The following is a 21,636-nucleotide window of genomic DNA, read 5'->3' as shown; positions in this document are numbered from 1 at the left end:
ATAGCCAAGCGAGAACGGCGGAACGGTTTCTTAAAACCGACACTATGGCGCAAAAATTCCGGCAAACAGATAAGCATCTATGTCGATTATATGTTTACCGGAATTTTTCAGATTCGCCTGATTGTCAGTACATCACTCACTTACAGCCTGGCCACTTTGCGGACCCGCTTTGCCAATGCTGTACAACTGGTTGAAGAGTAATTTAAAGGTGCCCTGGGTTTGCCCACGAAAGGTGATTTCAGGACCGAACGCATAGAATCGACCCGCACCCACGGGTGCCATGAAGGCCGCCACACCATCCTGCAAATACGATTGTCCCCAGGCCCAGCCACTGCGTAAGGGCTTGCTGGTGTCAAACCAGGCGAGTGGAGTCACGATGCCTTTAGCAATGGCTTCAGGCGCAATTTTGAACACTGGACTGGCATCGAAATACACATCGGTCAGCGTGGACATGCCCCAGGTAGCGTGCTGAGTCGAATCTAAACGGACCCGCAAAACACTGCCCGGAATGTAGAATTTTTCGTTTGGCAAGGGCCGTTCCTGCCCAGCGCTGGTCATTTCGGTCAGCGCGTTTTTAACCGGCAATTTTAAGTGATACGCCAGATTGGTGCTACTACCAATAGTAACTACTGTTCCACCCGCTTCCAGGAAGGTCTTGAGTTGCGGAATGGATTTGGCCGCGCTGATCCGACCTAGCCAGGGGCGATACTCCGCTGGTATCTCGTCGGGTTTTGGTTCTCGTCGGGCACTAAAACCCGACGGTTCATTCTCCCGACTAACGGCTGGAATGGCCTGACTCACAAACACGATCACATCGAATTTTTGCTTCAACTCACCAGCGTCGATTTCCTGCGGGAAGATGACGTTCATGGGGAAATGGTATTGTTCCATCAACCAACGCACCCAACCGGATGGCATCGAACCGCCGTAAGTATCCCACAACGCAATCCGCATGGGCGATACTTTCGTCATCGAACTCGTTGGCTTTTTGGCAACGCCCGTTACTTCAAGGCCCAGATCTTTCGCCGATTTGTCTAACAGCGACTTGGCTTTGGCTGAAACAGGCACAAAGAACGCCCCCGACTCGACCGTTGATTTACCCCCCACACCATTGGGCAGACGGAATACATCGACACCCGAAGCCAGCAGGTCATTGACGGCGATGAATGAGTTGTTGGCTTTGGCACTGAGGATATAACCGCCACCCGCCGTTCCCGTAATGTGCCCTGCTGGTGATTGACGTTCACCGATGGGCAGCTTCCTGAACGGCCCATCGAAGCCATCCAGTACCCGATCGAATTTGACGTTCATGGTATACGCCAGTGTCCAGCCAGCTGCATCATACGGACGAACCGGAGGGCCACCCGGATACTGGAAATCGTTGGGGTAATCCTGGGGCTCAAACATGTCGAGGACGTGCGGGCGGAAGGCCTGATCCGTTTTTACCACGTACGAACCACCCGGATAGTTCTTCCCCGCTACCGTAAAGTCGGTGGTGGCTTGCTGGACTTGGATGCCATTTTTGATCAGGGCGTTGATGAACGTAACGGCCGTGGCGAAATCAGGTTGATTGGCGGGAATAATAAATCCACGAGGATCGCGTAACAGCGGCCCCTTTACAAGGGTATCGTAATAAGCTGTCGGGATTTCACTGACGCGCGAGGATAGCTCGCTGGCCCCTCTACCGGCGGGGCTGCTTTTGCGTTGGTCGGTCTGATAGCTCGGGGTAATGGAATTAATTCGTTTTGGATAGAGGGTCCAGGCATCTTTGCTTCCCCGCTCGATAGAGTTTTTGCCCATCCGATAGATTCCATACAGCAGTTGATCCCGCTGGCGGGCGGCATAATCCAGTACGGCGTAGTTGAGCGATAGCGAATAGTCGATGGATTGTTTGAAATGCCAGGGCTGGGGGGTTATTGGAAAAGGCGAATTCACATTGGGAATCAATCGGTCAGGTACCAGCGGAATGGTCTCCGGCGTTGGGTTGCCAATGATCTCCGTCAACAAGCCAATCATGTTATGAAAGAGCGTCGTGGAGCGCAATCCTCCATTGAACCAGTTCGAGTAGGGCGTACCTGTCAGTCGCGTATAACCCGGTTTATTTTCCGTGTTTAACCGATTGATCATGGCCGATCCCAGCGCATCCATACCCGTTACCGTCAGCGGATCGAGCACATAGTTGAAGGGGTCACGCAGGGGAGGGCCCGCCAGTACGGTTCCGGTTGGCCCGCGCTGGTGGTGATTATACAGAATTTGCGGAATCCACTCGACAAATAGCTGACGACCAATGTTTTGGGTTTCTCGCTGATTCATGATGAAGAAGTCGCGGTTGTTATCGTGTCCGATGTACTTCTGGTACAGTTTCGGCAGAAACTCCTGCGAACGTTTTTCTGGGTTCGACTCGCGCATGTACCAATTGCCAACGAGTTCATGCCCATCGGGGTTGGCGTGGGTCAGCAGAATAACGACGTTGTCCAGAATGCGCAACGTTTCGGGATCTTTGCGGCTTACCAGTTGCCAGGCCGTTTCAATGAGCTGCATGGTGCCTACAGTTTCCGTAGAATGCAATCCACCGTCAATCCAGACAACGGCTTTCCCCTCGTTAGCCAGCGCCCGTGCCTGCTCCTCAGAGAGCCCTTCAGCGTGGGCAAGCTGCTGGGAAATTTCCTTATAGCGAGCCAGTTTTTTCTGATTATCAGGCGAGGTAACGATCAGCATGTACTGATGCCGACCTTCTGCCGTCAGGCCAATATCGACCAGCTTAGTCCGATCCGAAGCCGCCAGTTTCTTGAAATAGGCCTCAGTCTGCGTGTAGTTTGATAGCTGATAATCGTCGCCGATGTTAAATCCGAAATGCTCTTTGGGCGACGGGATTGTCTGCGCCTGCCCCGCTATTCGGCTGAGCAGCAGGAGCAGGCTAAGGAGTTGGAAAAGTCTGGTCATGATGGAGGAAGTGTTAGGTAATGCGATGGCGCGAACGTCTTCATTCGTGCACCGTTCTCGCTTGGCTTCGCCGAGTGAGGATTATTTTTTCAAGGGCCTCTGGCCCGTTTTTGCTATACGTCACCGGCCAGAGGCCGTTAAAAAATAGACCTCTCTCGGCGAAGCCAAGCGAGAACGGTGTGTCGGTTTTAAGAAACCGACACCACGGCGCCATCAAAAGTAAACCGCGCCCTGCACCACATCTGAATTGAGTGTGACACCGGACGCGGTTACCAGTTTTTAGTTATTGAGGAAGTGTAATTTTCTTTAGTTCAGCGAGTACTTACTCGCTAACAACATCGCTGCCTTGCGATCCGCTCTTGCCGGAGCCGTAAAGCTGGTTGAAGAGCAGTTTGAAAGTGCCTTGTGCCTGTGCCCGGAAGGTGATTTCGGGTCCGAACGCATAGAACTTGCCCGATCCAACAGGTGCCATAAAGGCGGCTACGCCATCCTGCAGATACGATTGTCCCCAGGCCCAGCCACTACGAAGCGGCTTGTTGGTGTCAAACCAGGCGAGTGGGGTCACAATGCCTTTGGCGATGGCTTCAGGCGCAATTTTAAACACCGGACTCGCATCGAAATAGACGTCGGTCAGTGTAGGCATACCCCAGGTGGCGTGTTGAGTCGAGTCCAGATTTACGCGCAGAACACTACCTGGAATGTAGTATTTCTCGTTTGGCAAAGGACGCTCCGTACCCGCAGCGGTCATTTCGGTCAGGGCGTTTTTAACGGGTAATTTCAGGTGGTAAGCCAGGTTGGTGCTGGTGCCAATCGTTACCACCGATCCACCCGCTTCCAGGAAGGCTTTGATTTGTGGGATTGACTTGGTCGCCGTGATTTTGCCTAACCACGGACGGTATTCAGCCGGTGTGCTTTCTTCTTTTGGCTCACGTTCCAGACCTCTGAAAATGTCGTTATCGGCGCCCGTAGCGGGTGGAATAGCCCGTGTTACGAATATGATGACATCAAACTTCTTCTTTAAATCACCCGCATCGATATCGGCAGGATAAATCACTTTCATTGGGAAGTGGTACTGTTCCATCAGGAAGCGTACCCAGCCTGAGGGCATCGACCCACCGTAGGTATCCCACAAGGCAATTCGCATGGGCGACACTTTGGTCATCGAGGTGGTTGGTTTTTTAGCAACGCCCGTTACTTCGATACCCAGATCTTTTGCCGACTTGTCTAGCAATGATTTCGCTTTGGCTGAAGCGGGCACAAAAAACGCACCCGACTCGACCGTCGATTTCCCCCCCACACCATTGGGCAGACGGAATACATCGACACCCGAGGCCAGCAGGTCATTGACGGCGATGAAGGAGTTGTTGGCTTTGGCACTGAGCAGATAGCCTCCCCCCGCCGTTCCCGTTACGTGGCCCGTCGGCGACTGAAGTTCGCCATAGGGTAGTTTCTTGAAGGGACCATCGAACGCATCTAAAATACGGTCGAACTGAACATTCATGGTGTACGCCAGTGTCCAGCCAGCTGCATCATACGGACGAACCGGAGGGCCACCTGGATACTGGAAATCGTTCGGGTGATCCTGTGGTTCGAACATGTCGAGCAAGTGCGGACGGAATGCCTGATCGGCTTTCACGACGTACGAACCGGCAGGGTACTTTTTGCCCGCTACTGTAAAGTCGGCGGTGGCTTGCTGAATCTGGATACCGGTGCGGATCAACGCATTGACAAACTTAACGGCCGTTGCGAAATCAGGTTGATTGGCTGGAATGATGAACCCACGAGGATCGCGCAGGACAGGGGCCTTCATGATCGTATCGAAGTATTTAACCGGCATGCCCCCTCCGCGCGGAATAAATCCGTATTGTGCCAGAGCCGCGTTTGCAGACGTAGAGGTTGGTTTCTTCGGGTCTGTCTGAAACGCGTGGTTGATCGCGTCGATTTTCTTTGGCGAAAGGCCCCAGTAATCTTTGCTGCCCCGGTCGATGGAGTTTTTACCCATCTTATAGATGTTGAACAACAATTCGTCGCGATAGCGGGAGGCATAGTTCAGTACCGCGTAGTTGAGTGATACCGAATACTCGATCGACTGTTTGAAATGCCATTTTTGGGGAGTAACCGGGAACGGCGTATTTCCGTTAGGGATCAGGCGGCTAGGGACCAGAGGAACCTCTTCGGGCGTTGGATTCCCGATGATTTCGGTAAGCAACCCGATCATGTTGTGGAAGTGCGTCGTTGTGCGCAGACCACCGTTGTACCAGGTCGAGAATACAGAACCACCCAAACGAGTATAGCCTGGTTTGTTCTCAACATTCATCCGGTTGATCATCGCGGCACCCAGTGCATCAATACCCGTTACCATCAACGGATCAAAAACGTAGTTGAACGGATCGCGGTAAGGAGGACCCGCCAGTACAGAACCCGCTGGGCCCGCCTGGTGGTGGTTATACATGATCTGCGGAAACCACTCGACAAACAATTGACGGCCAATGTTTTGGGTTTCCTTCAGGTTCATGATAAAGAAATCGCGGTTGTTGTCGTGACCAGCGTATTTCTCATACAAACGGGGCAGGTTATCCAGCGACCGTTTTTCTGGTTTAGGTTCGCGCATGTACCAGTTCGATACGATTTCCTGTCCGTCGGGGTTGGCGTGCGTCAGCAGGATAATGGTATTATCCAGAATGCGCATGGTTTCGGAGTCCTTGCGGCTCACCAGTTGATAGATGGTTTCGATGAGCTGATGCGTACCAACGGTTTCGGTTGCGTGCAGACCACCGTCAATCCAGACAACGGCTTTGCCTTCATTCGCCAGCGTACGCGCCTGATCATCGGAGAGACCTTCTGCACGGGCCATTTTCTGCGAAATCTCCTGGTAGCGCGCCAGGTTTTTTAAGTTTGCTGGCGACGAAACGATCAGCATGAACTGATGACGACCTTCTTCGGTCAGGCCGATGTCCATCAGTTTGGTCCGGTCAGAAGCAGCAGCTACCTTCTTAACGTAGGCTTCGGTTTGGGTGTAGGTCGCGAGCTGGTAATCATCGCCGATGTCGAACCCGAAATGTTCCTTGGGAGAGGGGAGTGTCTGAGCCATTGCTGTGCTCAAACTGACCAGCAGCATAACCAGGAATGAATAAGTAGAATAACGCATTGTTGATGGATTGATTGGGGATTTTGTACGAGTTAGTTTAGGGGTGTTTGATTTTGCCTGAAAACTGAGCCAATGGATATAGATCAGATCTGAAGTCAATATAATTTATTGGATTTTATGAATGGGTATGCAGGGAGAATATAATTTTTAATAACCCCTTAATTCAAATATAATCTTCGTTATCTTCTATAAATACTGGTAACAGATTGGTAAGACAGCCCCTGAACCAGTTTTGTTTGTATACAGGTGAATGTCAAGGAAAATGCGTGTAGCAGGAGGAGAAAACTGAGTAAAAATACTGGTGCATTCGTGACTTGTTACTGGATGAGTTGTGGGGTGTCTTAACCGTGTTTAAAGAAAGGGCGACATACGCCATATCTCCCAGATATGGCGTATGTCGCCCTTTCTTTAAACACCCTGAATGCTAGTTATTGAGAATTGAGATGCTTAAACTCCAGCATACCTTTTGTGGTAAAGTAGGGACTCAATACCGACCAAACGGCAAGACGATAGTTAGTTATTGTTAGCTCATGGGCACCAATGCCCCGCATCCGCTCGAAATTCACCCAGCTCTCTGTTAACAGCATACATCGGTGAGCTAACAGTACTGAAGAGTCAGGGGCTACTGGAATTCGTAAAGCACCTCTGGCCGAGCTAAATGTTAAGAGCCAGTCAACCTGTCTGGTTTGCCAGTCAAGGTGCTTTCTGTGCGCTTGTTTCAGGCTGGGAAAAGCCCGCATTAACTCTAGCGTATCCGTGAAAAAGAAGCTGTACTGTTGTTGTAAACTGAACGTGTTTCTGATATACTGATCCAGGCTGCTGAAGAGTGGATGGTGGCGTAAATCGGACAGTAATTTTTCCTGAGCGAGTTGAATGGATTGATAAAGAGCCTCAACCAGGGCATCTTTTGTGTTGAAATGATAGGCCAGATTACCAACACTAACACCAGCTTCGTCGGCAATGTGCTGAAGCCGGACGCTTACGAAGCCGAATCGGTTAAATAAATACAAAGCGGCTGCGAGAAGCTTGGTTTTAATATCGCCCTGGGATCGGGTTCCCATATGTAATGAATTGGGTTTATGTTTTTAGAAGAAAAAAGGTAGCCTGATACTCTTCGTTTGGGAAGGTAGAGTGGATGTTGTTTCCAGGAAGTTAACTTATGATTTTACCAGACTGAAACCAGCTAATGGGGCAAGACATTCAAGCATGACTAGTCAGTTTACCTTGAATGGATACCAGAACGTACTTCATAATGAGCCGCTGATCAGGTAATCAAATTGATTAGTGGTTTCTATAGTCATAACAATGGTGTTGAGTAATGAATTTTTGCGTTCATATCTGTTTGTACTAACGTAATATGACTAGTACCTGGATTTAAAAACGAGCAACAGTTGCCAGATTTAATAGGTTATTCCGGGCTGTTTTTAAGGTAGATTCTGTCCGAAAATGGGTAAAAATGAGCTTCGAAGGGAATCCAAATACGACCTAAAAAGCCCCTTTTTCGACAACAGAGGCCTTTTTGATTGATGTTATTCTTGCGATAGAAGTCGGCCAGGATGATGTCTTAATGGACTACATTAAAATACTTTCATTTGAAAAAATTTTCTAATTACATATTACTATTTTCATAAAGTGAAATACCACTAAAACTATTTCGAGACACTAGGAGTATATACGTTCAACTAAGCAAAAATACTCTAACCATTCTAAAATGAAATAAAAAACATATACACCCATCTACCTGACTTTCAGTGTTTTTGTTCTTGCTTTCTGCCAGAGGGACCCATTTCTCCAGGTTCTATTTTTCGGCATTAATCGTCCGCTCTCTCAACGCTCTTAGTACAACCTGATGCTCCTGACAAGCGCCTGGCTTGGTAAGGGAAACTGTTGCCTGTTCTCAGAATTTATTGCCTTTTTATATAATTTTTTCACGTTTAAACACAAAAAATCTATGCGCACGTTTCCTTTGTGCTCTGGCCGACTTAGGAGTTTACTTCTGAGTGGTGCTTTGATGCTGCTAACGATTGGAGGGTATGCCTCCAGTCACCGTGAAGCCCCGCTGATTTCCAACGATCCGCTGGCTGATAATACCGATGTGTATGCGTTCAAAAGTCCTGACGACCCGAACACAATTACGATCATTGCGAACTACATTCCGTTTCAGTTGCCCGATGGCGGCCCGAACTACTACACCTTTGGCGAACGGATTCGGTATGAGATTCACATTAAAAACAAGGCGAATACCGCAACCGACGACATTACGTATCGATTTACGTTTTTCCGCAACAACGAAGACCCAAGCACGTTTTTCAACATCCGCCTGGGTAAGCAAAACCTGAAAACGACCTTCGTCTGCGAAAAAAGTGTGAACGGCGGCCCTTTTATGGCAATCGTTAGTAACGGCGTAGTACCCGCTTATAACATCGGGCCACGCTCTATCGACACACCGGGTCTTGGTTTAGGTAAATCGTATAACGAACTCATTGAACAGTCCATTGCTACGGCTTCATCCGGCGAGAAAGTCTTTTGCGGTCCCGCTGATGATCCCTTCTTCGTTGACCTGGCCGGAGCCTTCGACGTGGGTAACTTCCGACCCGATGGCAACCCGGTCAATGCACCGAAAGATGGACTGGCCCGCTACAACGTGCATTCGATTGCCCTGAAAATTCCGGTCAGTCTGTTGCAGAAAGATGGCAAGAGCGTTTCGCAGGCAACCACCATTCTTGATCCTGACTTTGTGATTGGGGTATGGGCCTCAGCAAGTCGTCAGAAAATCAAAACGCTCTACAACGGTGGCGATGTAGGCTTTGATGGCGAATACGTACAGGTATCGCGCCTGGGAATGCCTCTGACCAATGAAGCGGTGATACCCATCGGCATGAAAGACAAGTGGAATACGCTCACGCCGTATGGGGGCAATGATCTGCAGTTTGCGCAGTATTTCACGAACCCAGAGCTGGCGCTCTACATGGACGATTCACAGTTTGGTGGAGCCGTTCCGTCGTTAAAAGCGCTCCGAATCCAATCGAAATCATTGGGTTCGTTTGACTTCCGCAATGGCAAGCCCGGTTTGTTTGGCCTCAAAGGCAATGCTGCCCTGGATGGAACAGCCCTGGCCGAAGCCGCTTTCGGTAAAGTGTTACTGCCTGACAATGCCAGCCCACGGGCGGTTGACTTGCTGCCTATTTTCTATACAGGGGTGCCTAACCTGAAGCCCTATCAACTGGCAACAGGCAAAGCAGGCAATCCTCTGGCAGCCGGTAAACCCTTCATTCACAACTTCCTGCCTACCCTGGGCGATATGCTGCGGTTGAACATGGCCGTGCCCGCTACCCCCCGCAACGACCCCAACTTCAGTTCGCTGGGGTTGGTGAAGGCAGCCGTGTTGGGCTTGACCGATGCCACTTATGCCAATCCGAACCTTCAGTTCATTCCCAACATGGACGGCTTTCCCAATGGTCGTCGGTTAGAGGATGACGTGACCACCATTGAGTTGCAGGCGGTGGGTGGTGTGGTGCTGGCGGCTATTGGGTTGTGGTACGATGATTTTGTACCCGGTCAGTCGCCCGTAACGGCCAATTTAGGGAACGTGCTGAAGTTTAGCGCGGGCGTTACCAAAAATGACACGACGCTGAAAACTAGCTTCCCCTACGTGCAAACACCCTGGCGTGGTCTTAACTATACCAAAGTGACCAAATTCTAATCACGTCAACCATCTAGCAATAATCATGAAAAAGATACTTCACATTTTGCTGACGGCGGTACTGACGTATATGCCCTATAGTCAGCTGCTGGCATCGTCGCACCGCGAAGCCCCGTTAATTTCCAGCGATCCATTGGCCGACAATACCGACGTATATGCGTTCAAAAGCCCAACCGACGCGGAAAAAATAGTGCTGATCGCTAACTACATCCCGTTTGAAGATCCAGCTGGTGGGCCTAACTGGTACACCTTCGGGGAGAACATCCGGTATGAAATTCACGTCAAGAACAATGCGGCTACACCCGGCGACGATATTACGTACCGATTTACGTTTTCGATCAAAAACGAGGACCCAACTACCTTCTTTAATATCCGATTAGGTAAGCAAAATCAAAAAACAACCTACACCTGCGAACGCAGTACCAATGGTGGTCAGAGCTGGACAACGATTGTGAGCAATGGCGTAGTGCCACCAGCAAACATTGGGCCTCGTTCCATTGAAGATAAAGCCGTTGGTTTGGGCGCTGCATCGTACAATGAACTGGCAACCAAGGCAATCACGACATCCTCGACAGGGGAGCGGATTTTCTGCGGACCAATTGATGATCCCTTCTTCGTTGATCTGGGCGGCATCTTCGACGTCGGAAACTTCCGATCCACAGCGCAGGCGCGGGATGCATTGTACCACTTTAACTGCCATACAATTGCCATTGAAGTGCCCGTATCGACGCTGCAAAAGAGTGGTAAAACGGTAGCACAGGCGGCTAACATTCTGGACCCTGATTATGTAGTCGGAGTGTGGGCTTCGTCGAGCCGTCGTCAGATCAAAACCATTTATAACGGTGGCGACGTAGGCTACGATGGTGGCTGGGTACAGGTATCCCGTTTGGGTATGCCCCTGACCAACGAAGCGGTTATTCCTATTGGCATGAAAGACAAGTGGAACTCGTTTACCCCCTATGGTGGCAATGATCTGCAGTTTGCCAAGTACTTTACCAATCCTGAATTAGCCCTCTACATGGACGATTCGCAGTTTGGTGCGGCCATTCCCGGTTTGTCGGCACTCCGTATTCAGTCGAAATCATTGGGTTCGTTTGACTTCCGCAATGGCAAGCCCGGTTTGTTTGGTCTTAAAGGCAATGCTGCCCTGGATGGAACAGCCCTGGCCGAAGCCGCTTTCGGTAAAGTGTTACTGCCTGACAATGCCAGCCCACGAGCGGTTGACTTGCTGCCTATTTTCTATACAGGGGTGCCTAACCTGAAGCCCTATCAACTGGCAACAGGAAAAGCAGGCAATCCTCTGGCAGCCGGTAAACCCTTCATTCACAACTTCCTGCCTACCCTGGGCGATATGCTGCGGTTGAACATGGCCGTGCCCGCTACCCCCCGCAACGACCCCAACTTCAGCTCGCTGGGTCTGGTGAAGGCAGCCGTGTTGGGCTTGACCGATGCGACCTATGCCAATCCGAACCTTCAGTTCATTCCCAACATGGATGGATTTCCGAATGGTCGTCGGTTAGAGGATGACGTGACCACCATTGAGTTGCAGGCGGTGGGTGGTGTGGTGCTGGCGGCTATTGGGTTGTGGTACGATGATTTTGTACCCGGTCAGTCGCCCGTAACGGCAAGCTTAGGCAAAGTACTTAGTTTCAATGCGGGTGTTGTCAAAAATGATACAACGCTGAAGGCTAGTTTCCCATTTGTGCAGGACCCCTGGAGAGGTTTTATCGGGCGAGGGTATGTGGGTCCAGACCAGAACACGGCAAAACCACTATCGGTAACCGTGTTGAGCTACAACTGTAGCACGGGCGATATCACCTTTGGGCGAATCGGCGGTGATCCTAACCGTGTTGTTGAGTACCAGGCTGCGGGGGTTGTCAATGGGGTTTGGGGTACAACCGTGAATCGCCAGATTGAAGCGCCCTTGCGTATGGATGCCAATAGCCGTCGATTCCTGACAGTAGAAGCCCGTTATGTAGGCGATCCGGGCTCTAAAGTGAGTTTCGACTTCGATTTCCGTACGCCTTGCGGCCAGGCACGTATTGGGGCACCTGAAAAAGTGGCACCTCTGCTGGTACGTGTACTGGGCAACCCGACAACGAACAGTGACGTAACCGTTGAAGTAACGGGTGCCGAAGGGCAGGTACTGAAGCTGGGTGTCATCAATAGCCAGGGTCAGTCGATGGGTCAGCAGACGATTAACCAGGCGGGTAGTGTTGAACGCCATACGCTACGTTTGGGCGAGCAATCCGGCCTTTACTTCCTGCAAGTAACAACACCAACCGAACGGAAGATTATTAAGATGGTTCGGCAGTAATCCGTATGAGTTTGAAGTTTGAAGTTGGTTAACATAGGGAATAAGATCGCGTCAGCCAACTTCAAACTTCAGACTACAAACCTTAAACTATAAACCTTAAGCTACAAACCTAAAAAACAGTACCCTTATGAAAATCTATACCTTAGTAATAAACCGACTCATGCCCGTTTTAGGGCTTATTTTACTTGCTTTCCTGGTTTTCGTACAAGTTAGCTGCACCAAAAGCCCGAAGGAAACGGCATCCACAGACGTTAGCTCGACCATGGATATACCCCCCTTGTTTGAGCGCCGGGGTGAGTTGGCTTCTGCCGTTGAATGGCAGCGAACCAAAGAAAAAGTTGCGGACCTGAACGGGAAAATCCGCAAAGAACCCAATGACGTAAAGCCCCGATTACAGATCGCCGTGATCTATCTGTCGGAAGCGCGGATTACGGGTGAACACCCTTATTATTACCCGGCTATCCTGAAAATTCTGGATGGCGTACTGGCTATGGACCCGAAGAACTTTGAGGCTACCACCTTTAACGCATCGGTGAAAATGTCGCAGCACCAGTTTGCCGAAGCGCGTGAACTAGCCGAAAAAGCCCGTCAGATTAACCCAAACAATGCCTATGTGTATGGCGTACTGGTTGATGCCAATGTGGAACTGGGTAACTACGAAGAAGCCGTTGCCATGTCGGATAAGATGCAGGCGTTGAAGCCCTCTTTGGAATCGTACTCACGGGCTTCGTACCTGCGGGAGATCTACGGAAGTTACCCCAGTTCGATTGAGGCTATGAAACTGGCCGTTCAGGCTGGCTTGCCGGGTTCAGAGCCTCAGTGCTGGAGCAAAAATATCCTCGGCCATCTGTACGAAACAACCGGCCAGCTGGACAACGCCGAAAAACAGTACGATGGCATTCTGGTGATGCGGCCCAGCTATGCCTTTGCGTTGGCCGGAAAAGCCCGGATTCTGAAAGCCCGGAAGGAATACCCTCTGGCGCTGGCCACGCTGGAAAAAGCAGCTAAGATCATGCCCGAATTCTCCTTCCATGAGCAGATGGCCGAGATCTATGCCTTGCAGGGTGATCAGGAAAAAGCCAAAAAGAAATACGTGGAGGTAGCAAAGATGCTGGATGAAGATGCCCGTTCTGGTCACGCTGTTGACCTCGAACTCTGTAAACTCTACACAAAATCGGGCCAGCTAGATTCGGCAAAAAAATACGGATTGATAGAGTACAGGAAGCGGCCTAAAAACATTGACGTGAATCATGCACTGGCCTGGGTTTATTTCAATCAGCATGATCTTAAAAATGCACAGCAACATATGCAGATAGCCTTGCGTACAGGTAGTAAAGACCCGGAATTGTTACAAGAGGCTGGCGCTATTGAGCTGGCGCTGGGTAACGCTGGTCAGCGGGATAAACTAGTGGCAACCGCCCGGAAAACCAACCCGAAGTTTACGTTGTAGGGTGTTAATAACGCATGGTCTGGGAGGATACAGACCTTGGAAACAAGTATGTATGATTACGTAATGCATCGTAAGTTTGCAGGTAGTATGAAACCTTTTCTTTCCTTTCTGATCGTGATTCTGGTTAGTATCCAGGCCTATGCGCACCTCGGCAATCTGGCCGGGAAGGTATATGACCAGGCGACGAATCTGCCTTTGCCGGGGGTAACCGTACAGCTTACCGGACTCGGCAAAGCAATGGTCACCAATGAGCTGGGCCAGTATCGCTTCGATGGTCTGGTGGCTGCTCTTTACAAAGTTGAACTCTCGCATGTGGGGTTTAAAACGCAGGTCATTGCAGTGACGGTTTTAGACGATCAGACAATTACGGTCAATACCCTACTGGCTACGGCTTCTGTAGAACTGAGCGAAGTCGTGGTCTCGTCGCAACGGGCGCACGATCAGCAACTCATTAGTAGTCTTGATATTAAACTAAGGCCCATAACCAACTCGCAGGAGATTTTGCGGATGGTGCCGGGTTTGTTTATTGGTCAGCACGCGGGTGGGGGGAAAGCCGAACAGATCTTCCTGCGCGGCTTCGATCTCGATCACGGTACCGATATCCGCCTGACGGTCGATGGAATGCCCGTAAATATGGTGTCGCATGCCCACGGGCAGGGCTATGCCGATCTCCATTTTGTCATTCCTGAATTAGTTGAAGGGGTTGATTTTAAAAAAGGCCCATACCGTGCGGATAAGGGTAATCTGACAACCGCAGGTTGGGTTGATTTTCGGACAAAGACGGCTCTGGATCGCTCGTTTGTGAAACTCGAAGCCGGGCAGTACGATACGTATCGCGCTGTGGCCGGACTGGACTTGCTGGGCGCAAAAGGGAAAGCTAAAAACCAATCTGCTTATCTGGCGTCGGAGTATTCGTATACCAATTCATATTTTGATAATCCGCAGAATTTCAAGCGGTTGAATGTGATTGGGAAGTGCCACGGCCACCTGGCGGCCAACACCAACCTGACGTTAACCGGCTCGACCTTCTGGAGTAAATGGAACCACTCGGGACAAATTCCCGATCGGGCGGTAGCGTCTGGACTAACGGATTTCTTCGGCTCCATTGACCCAAGCGAAGGAGGGGAAACCAGCCGGACAAATGTCAATGCGCAACTCGTAACAGTTACGCCCCGGAATCATGTCATCAAGAATCAGTTGTTCTACAGCAACTACAATTTTGAGCTATATTCCAACTTTACGTTTTTCAAGGAAGATACCGTCAATGGCGATCAGATCCGTCAGAAAGAGCACCGAAATCTGTTTGGCTACAACGGCAGCTATTCCACCGAAACTAATATCGGCAAAAGCCACTGGACCACAACCCTGGGGGCGCAGTATCGGCAGGACATCACCTACCATACGGAGTTGTCGCACACGAAAAATCGCGTTGAAACCCTGAATCAACTCAAATTTGGGAATATTAATGAAATCAACGCGGCTCTCTACGCAGATGAATTGATTCAGGTTTCGGCCCGCTTTACGGTCAATGCCGGTGTTCGAGTCGATTATTTTCGGAGCCAGTATGAGGATTTGCTCGCAGCACCTGCAACAATCAAACGTGCTACACAGGCCATTGTATCACCCAAGCTGAATTTGTACTATACCCTGAATCCTCGACTTCAGCTTTACCTCAATACAGGTAAGGGGTTTCACTCCAACGATGCGCGGGTGGTAACGGCTCAAAACGGCCGGGAGATTTTGCCCGCTGCTTATGGCTCCGACCTGGGGGTTATTTTTAAACCCGTTCCAAAACTGCTCATCAACGCGGCTGCCTGGTATTTGTGGTTACAGCAGGAGTTTGTGTATGTTGGCGATGAAGGTGTAGTGGAACCAAGTGGCCGGTCGCGTCGGGCGGGAGTCGATCTGTCGGTTCGCTACCAGATCAGTAAAATTCTATACGCCGATCTGGACCTGAACACGGCGAAACCCCGTTCCCTCGACGCCGAAGCAGGCCAAAACTACCTGCCTTTGGCACCAACGTTTACCTCAACGGGTGGCTTGTCGGTGCAAACGCACCACGGATTCAGTGGCTCGTTGCGTTATCGGTACATAGCTAATCGCCCGGCTAACGAAGACAACTCGATTGTAGCTCAGGGCTATTTCGTAACGGATATGCAGGCCAACTACGCCCGACGAAACTACACGCTCGGTTTATCGGTACAGAACCTGTTCAATACGCGCTGGAAAGAAACCCAGTTTGCCACCGAGAGCCGCCTGAAAGGGGAAGCCGCTCCCGTCGATGAAATTCACTTCACCCCCGGCACCCCGTTTTTTGCAAGGTTGAGTCTGACGTTTTTCTGGTAAGAGATTGGTCAGATTTGATGAAGAAGGCCCAATCGTATAGATCATTGAGAAGATTACTGTTTATTTAACTAAATACATGGGCATTTGTATGAAATAAATTGCTCATGCGTTAACTGAATAAACGCTCAGCTCTATGGGAAAACTGCTTTTACTGTTGTGCTTTTCAGGCTTTTTAAGTTGTCAGCCAAAGGATACTACACCAAATGATGTGGCCGCTCGTGCTGCTGGTAAGTATGTAATTCAGTCGTATGTACTCAATGGAGATACACTCTACACAAGCAAGGGGATCAATAAGCTTGGTGTCAGTGAGTTCTATATCATTGTTGATCGTAAAGGGCCTGACTCGGTCAGGATCGGGAGTGTCTACAAAACAATTGGCGAGGCTGGGTCACAAATTCACATAAAAGATGTTGGTGTTAGCGAGACGAACGGCTCTTTTCAACTTACAGCTGCAACCTCCGCTCCTCAGCTTTATGAATGCCGGATAGAAGGGAATGCCTTCTACGAACGATCAGTACGGGGCGGTCCTGGTATTTTTGTAGTGCCTCCTGGCTACACGCTAAAAACGCCTGCTGATCCAGCCCTGGAAGGCGTTATTATAGCAGCACGGAAATAGGGATTGACGTTTACTTCAGTAGCCATCTGCATTAGTTTATTGTTAAATGTAAGCGGGTGCTTGCGTCAAAAAGGGTGATCTCCTTACTTTGAGTCATCTCAGCACTATATTCACCCGTTATGAAACACGTTTCCATAGTCGTTTTTATCACGGCTGTTCAGGCATTGATTTGCTTTTCAACCTTAGCTCAGGTAGTTGTTAGTAAGGCGGGCATTCGGCAGGAGGTACGCATCGACGAGAGCACGAAAATCGTTGACAAGACTACCGGCAAACAGATTTCCTATCAGGCGTATCGGCAATTAATGCAGAAGGACCCATATGGCTACCATGTGATGCCCGTATTTGATGAGTATGGTAAAGCCAGTGCCTATATGATTCGGCCAACGACGGCGGAAGAACGGGAAACCCACATTTTTTACAATGAACTAGACCCAACATTACAGCCCAAAGTGGGCGAACCCATCCCTTTATTTGTCATGAAGGGTATAGATGACAAGGTGTACCGATCAACCGACTTGAAAGGGCATGTGGTTATCCTTAGTTTTTGGGTCAGTTTGAGTAAACCGTTCTGGGGGCCTAGTCAGGCAAACCAATTTGCCGATGTGATACGGCCATATCAATCAGATAATGGCCTCATTTCATTAGGCATTTTACGAGAGTCGAAAGAAGAGATAGCGAATGTGATGGCTACTCAAACGCTACCATTTATGCCGATTCCGGATTCGTATAGTTTTAATCGAAAATTTCAAGTGGCTAGTATCCCGAGTTTTATTGTGATTGACAAGGCCGGGAACATAGCCGCTTTTGTTAATGGGTCAGATTACGATCAGTTAAAACAAGTCATACAGCATGTGAGTCGGAACTAATTGCCCGTTCAATCTAAACCTTGTAGTTGTTTCTATGGCTTACCTGGTTCACTAACATAAGATGGTATCCCCACCCGTTCGTAGAGCTTTGCCAGCCGATGGGCGTGTTCATCATAGGCGCTTTCAAACAGGGAAACGGCCCGTTCGGCACCTACTACATTTGCGGCTGATAACACCTTGGGGGGGAAACCTGCCTGAGTAAGTAAACCAGCCACTTCGGCCTTTAGGCAGTTGACCACTACGGCCCCGCCAACCGTTGAGCCCGGAGCAACAGGCGTATCCAGTCCCGGAACGGTGACCATGGCATCACCCATTGCTGCACCCGTGTCCAGCACCAAGTCGGCAAAGTCACTTAGTTTTTTGCCATCGGCCCGTTTGCTGGTACTGTAATCAGCATGTTGTTTTGTGATCAGGGCCACCACTTTCACGCCCTGTTTCTGAAACAACTCCGCCATTTCGATGGGAACGACATTGCAACCGCTGGACGAAATGACAAGGGCCGAATCCTGCTCCGAAAGATCATAGTTCCGGAGAATGCGCTGCGCCAGCCCCGGTACATTTTCCAGGAACATAGCCTGTCGCTGGCCATTTGCGCCCACTACCAGATTGTGAAAGGAGAGGGATAGTTCGACAATGGGATTAAAGCCGGGAAATGAGCCATAGCGGGGCCACATTTCTTCAACCATAATTCGGCTGTGGCCGCTACCAAACAAATGCACCATACGCCCAGCCAGAATCGTCTGACTAAACCACTGTGCAGCTTGCTGAATAGCGTCTGATTGTTGCTCAACAGTATCCAGAATCGCTCTGGATTTTTGAATGTATTGGGAGGTAAGGGACATGGGTTGTTGGTTGAGGTTTGCAGTTTGTAGTTCGACGTTTGAAGTTTACTGACCATACAGTTGCTTTCGCGACAGCTAACTTCAAACGTCGAACTACAAACTGCAAACAATTAGTTATGAAAACAGGCCGCTGCTCCAATAGCACCGGCCCAATCTTCAAAATGGGCTTTACAAATGGTTGTTTTTTTTCCACTTGGTCGCCATTCGAATAGGTCCATAAATGTTTGTAAAGGGGTGAACAGGGCGTCATTGGCCTGCGTGATTCCCCCGCCTAACACGATCAGTTCAGGCGAAAACGAATTGGCTATGGAAGCCAAAGCCACTGCCAACCGGCGTACGGAGGTTAGCCAGACGAGTGTGGCCACCGGCTCACCCTGTACGTAGCCATCCAGGAGTTCATGCGTACTCTGGTAGCGGCCATACGAGCGTCGGCCAACGGTCACGTTGCCAATAGCATCCTCCAGACTGCCGGGTGCGTGGGTAACATCGAGCTGGTCGCTGTCGGCATCGACGGACATGTGGCCGAGGTGTCCTGCCATCTGGAAAAAGCCCTGATATAATTGGCCATTGACAAGCAGTCCACCGCCAACGCCCGTTCCCAGGGTCAGCATGGCTGCGTTGGCGACGTTGCGGGCTGCCCCAAAACGGGCTTCGGCCATTAATGCGGCATGGGCATCGTTCAGGACCCAGACACGTTCGTTCAGGAAGTCGGCCCAGGCGAAACCTTCCAGGCCCGGTAATCGACCCGGCATACATGCAATCGCTGAATTATCGACGGTAGGAAGGCCAGGTGCTGCTAACCCTACTCCCAGGATGGGTTCGTTGGCTGCGGCTTTCAGGTCTAGCACGGTCTGGGCAATAACCGATTTCCAGCTATTCGTTTCACCATCGTTGGTTGGCGTGATTCGTTTTTCTAAAACCTCGCCGGTACGTGTATCAATGAGTACGCCTTTGATACGCGTACCGCCTAGGTCAATGCCAATGGATTGATTCATAGGTGATTAATAGGGAAGTTGTTTGGAGGGTTGAGGGTTGGAGTTTGAGGTTTGACGTTGAATGACTCACCAGCCAACGTCAAACTCCAAACCTCAAACTAACTAAGGTAAAGCGAATGCTACGTAACTGTCTCCTTTTGCGGCACCTAACTTCGTACCCCCACAAGCCAGAACGACGTATTGTTTCCCGTTAACCTCATAGGTGCTGGGGGTGGCAAAGGCTGCGGCTGGAAGTTTGGTTTGCCAGAGTAGCTTGCCCGTTTTTCGGGAGAAGGCCCGGAATAAACCGTCTTTTGTGCCTGCTATAAACAGAACCCCGCCTGCCGTAATAACTGGCCCGCCGTAACTTTCTGAGCCCGTAGGTTCTTTGGTTTTTAACTCTGGATAATTTCCCAAAACGGTTTTCCAGACGTATTCGCCGGTGTTGAGGTTAATGGCGTTGAGCGTGCCCCAGGGCGTGGGAACTGCCGGATAGCCGTTTTTGTCCAGGAATTTGCTGTAGCCCGATATCTGATACGGAACCTTCGTTTTTGCCTGCTCAGCTTTGCTGAGCCCTGGTTCGGGATCATGATTCATGCCGGGCTCCTGATTTTCATCCCCGAAAAGAAACGCCAGCAATGACTGCTTCTGTTTGGCCGACAGGCTGGGAAAGGCAGGCATCATCCCTTTTCCGTTCGTGACAATGTTGTTGACAAAGGCCCTATTCCTGCGTTTGTTGATGTCGACTAACGACGGGAAACCACTGGCCGGATTTCCTTTTCGTTCGGCACCATGGCATTGGGCACAGGTCGTGGTATACACCCGCTGGCCGGGGCTGAGTTGGGCAAGCTGGTCGTTGGACAGTTTCCGGTTCAGCGAAATCAGCCAGGCCATCTCATTGCTGTTCACGTACATAATACCATCGGGATCCACAGCCGCACCACCGTATTCGGCACCGCCGTCGAGTCCTGGGTAAATAATGGTTCCCTCTTTGCTCAGGGGCGTAAAGGCTCCCTGATAACGACTTTTACGGAGTGTAGCCTGTAACTCCTCCCGATTTGAAGCTAAATCGCTTATCTCAACTTCGGTCAGGCTGTGCCGGGCGTAGGGCGCTGGTTTCGTGGGAATAGGTTGCGTTGGCCAGGCCTTTTCACCGTCGATATCAGAAGCCGGTACGGGCACTTCCTTGATCGGAAATAAGGGCTTGCCCGTAACACGATCGAACAGGAAAACATAGCCTTGCTTGCTAACCTGCGCTACGGCATCAATGCGTCGGGGCCGACCGTCGGGGCCGTTGTGCGTAACCGTCACCAGATTTGGGGGTGCAGGAGCGTCGCGGTCGAGAATATCGTGGTGGACGAGTTGGAAGTGCCAGAGTCGTTTACCCGTTTTGGCGTCGAGGGCCAGCAGGCAGTTCGCAAATAGGTTCTTCCCTAGTCGATTGCCCCCGTAAAAGTCAAACGCTGCCGAACCGGTTGGTACGTACAGGATACCCCGCTGCCGATCAACCGCCATGCCCGACCAGTTATTGGCTGCGCCTACGTCTGTATTTTTGTAGGTATCCTTTGGCCAGGTTTCATAACCAAACTCGCCCGGTTGCGGAATGGTATGAAACACCCACGCCAGTGCTCCCGTCCGGATATTAAAGGCCTGAATATGGCCCAGAGCCGCATCGGCCCCCTCAGACAGGCGCATGGGCATGATAATCAGATCGCCATAAACGGTGCCGGGCGTGTTCGAAATAACTGATTTATCTTTCGCTGTGGGTCCCAGTCCCGCCTTCAGGCTGGTACGTCCCTGATCGCCAAAGGAATTGACGGGCTTACCGGTGGCGGCTTCGATGGCATACAGCCAGGGGCCATTGGTAAACAGAATACGCTTGTCGTTTCCACTTTCCCAGTACGTAACCCCCCGGCTGGTACTCCCCGAACGCACCATTGCCCGTACCGATGTCGTATCCTTTCGTGTCCAGATTTGCTCCCCCGTAGCGGCATTAACGGCAAAGGGCTGGGTGGTGGCCGTCATGCCATACAGAACACCATTTTTTATGATTGGATTACACTGAATCTGTCCTGAATCCAGGGTATGGTACTCCCAGACCATCTTCAGCTTATTCACATTCGCAGTGTCGATTTGGGTAAGCGTGGAATAGTGATTCCGATCTGGACCACCTAAATATTCCGGCCAATCGTTGCTGGAACTGGGTGGGCCGAGTTGGTTTATAAAGGTAGCGGCTATAAATACTGTGGCCGACAGAAGGATTAGGGGAAGCAAAAATCGTTTCATAGGAGTAGGAGACAGTCAGTGCCTAAATATACTGTTTGGCAGGAGCCTGTACTCCTATTGGAGGTTAAGTGAACCGATTTTCTTTAGATTTATCGGCCCTTATTGTGATGGCAGATGCTTACAGCTGCTACTATGCAGCACCGTT

General features: G+C 50.4%; 12 protein-coding genes. 6 read left to right on the top strand and 6 right to left on the bottom strand.

Annotated features, from left to right (window positions below):
* Positions 1 to 132 precede the first annotated feature (132 nt).
* The 3 genes from EXU85_RS21360 to EXU85_RS21350 form a co-directional block, all read right to left on the bottom strand.
* Positions 133 to 2,943, bottom strand: coding sequence for a M14 metallopeptidase family protein (locus tag EXU85_RS21360; RefSeq protein ID WP_142774038.1), 2,811 nt, complete (start codon positions 2,941 to 2,943; stop codon positions 133 to 135).
* A 322-nt stretch (positions 2,944 to 3,265) separates the two neighbouring features.
* The gene (locus EXU85_RS21355; RefSeq protein ID WP_142774037.1) at positions 3,266 to 6,091 is read right to left on the bottom strand and encodes a M14 metallopeptidase family protein; all 2,826 of its coding nucleotides are present in this window, start codon (positions 6,089 to 6,091) and stop codon (positions 3,266 to 3,268) included.
* Positions 6,092 to 6,519: 428 nt separating this feature from the next.
* Positions 6,520 to 7,152, bottom strand: coding sequence for a TetR/AcrR family transcriptional regulator (locus EXU85_RS21350; RefSeq protein WP_142774036.1), 633 nt, complete (start codon positions 7,150 to 7,152; stop codon positions 6,520 to 6,522).
* 950 nt (positions 7,153 to 8,102) lie between these two features.
* Between EXU85_RS21350 and EXU85_RS21345 the strand changes: the two genes are divergently transcribed.
* From EXU85_RS21345 to EXU85_RS21320, 6 genes are all read left to right on the top strand, one after another.
* On the top strand, positions 8,103 to 9,794 hold the full coding sequence (locus EXU85_RS21345) for a DUF4331 domain-containing protein (RefSeq protein WP_142776786.1): 1,692 nt from the start codon (positions 8,103 to 8,105) through the stop codon (positions 9,792 to 9,794).
* 25 nt (positions 9,795 to 9,819) lie between these two features.
* Entirely contained in the window at positions 9,820 to 12,111 is a 2,292-nt protein-coding gene (locus EXU85_RS21340; protein WP_142774035.1) for a DUF4331 family protein, read from the top strand.
* 127 nt (positions 12,112 to 12,238) lie between these two features.
* Positions 12,239 to 13,561, top strand: coding sequence for a tetratricopeptide repeat protein (locus tag EXU85_RS21335; RefSeq protein ID WP_142774034.1), 1,323 nt, complete (start codon positions 12,239 to 12,241; stop codon positions 13,559 to 13,561).
* Between the two features lie 87 nt (positions 13,562 to 13,648).
* Complete coding sequence (locus tag EXU85_RS21330) at positions 13,649 to 15,907, top strand: TonB-dependent receptor (protein WP_142774033.1); 2,259 nt, start codon at positions 13,649 to 13,651, stop codon at positions 15,905 to 15,907.
* A 133-nt stretch (positions 15,908 to 16,040) separates the two neighbouring features.
* The gene (locus tag EXU85_RS21325) at positions 16,041 to 16,523 is read left to right on the top strand and encodes a hypothetical protein (RefSeq protein WP_142774032.1); all 483 of its coding nucleotides are present in this window, start codon (positions 16,041 to 16,043) and stop codon (positions 16,521 to 16,523) included.
* A gap of 119 nt (positions 16,524 to 16,642) precedes the next feature.
* Positions 16,643 to 17,389, top strand: a complete 747-nt coding sequence (locus EXU85_RS21320) for a redoxin domain-containing protein (RefSeq protein ID WP_142774031.1) — start codon at positions 16,643 to 16,645, stop codon at positions 17,387 to 17,389.
* A gap of 32 nt (positions 17,390 to 17,421) precedes the next feature.
* Here EXU85_RS21320 and EXU85_RS21315 read toward each other — a convergent pair whose 3' ends face one another.
* From EXU85_RS21315 to EXU85_RS21305, 3 genes are all read right to left on the bottom strand, one after another.
* Positions 17,422 to 18,231, bottom strand: coding sequence for a sugar isomerase domain-containing protein (locus tag EXU85_RS21315; protein ID WP_142774030.1), 810 nt, complete (start codon positions 18,229 to 18,231; stop codon positions 17,422 to 17,424).
* A 110-nt stretch (positions 18,232 to 18,341) separates the two neighbouring features.
* Positions 18,342 to 19,226: an ROK family protein gene (locus EXU85_RS21310; protein WP_142774029.1), complete on the bottom strand. Its 885-nt coding sequence runs from the start codon at positions 19,224 to 19,226 to the stop codon at positions 18,342 to 18,344.
* Positions 19,227 to 19,328: 102 nt separating this feature from the next.
* Positions 19,329 to 21,491 (bottom strand): PQQ-binding-like beta-propeller repeat protein, encoded by a 2,163-nt coding sequence (locus EXU85_RS21305; protein WP_142774028.1) that lies wholly within the window; start codon positions 21,489 to 21,491, stop codon positions 19,329 to 19,331.
* Positions 21,492 to 21,636: the final 145 nt, after the last annotated feature.

The organism is Spirosoma sp. KCTC 42546, assembly GCF_006965485.1.
In the GTDB taxonomy this organism is placed as follows: Bacteria; Bacteroidota; Bacteroidia; order Cytophagales; family Spirosomataceae; genus Spirosoma.
The sequence above is the reverse complement of the archived record's forward strand: the minus strand, read 5'-3'. Positions and strand labels throughout refer to the sequence as shown.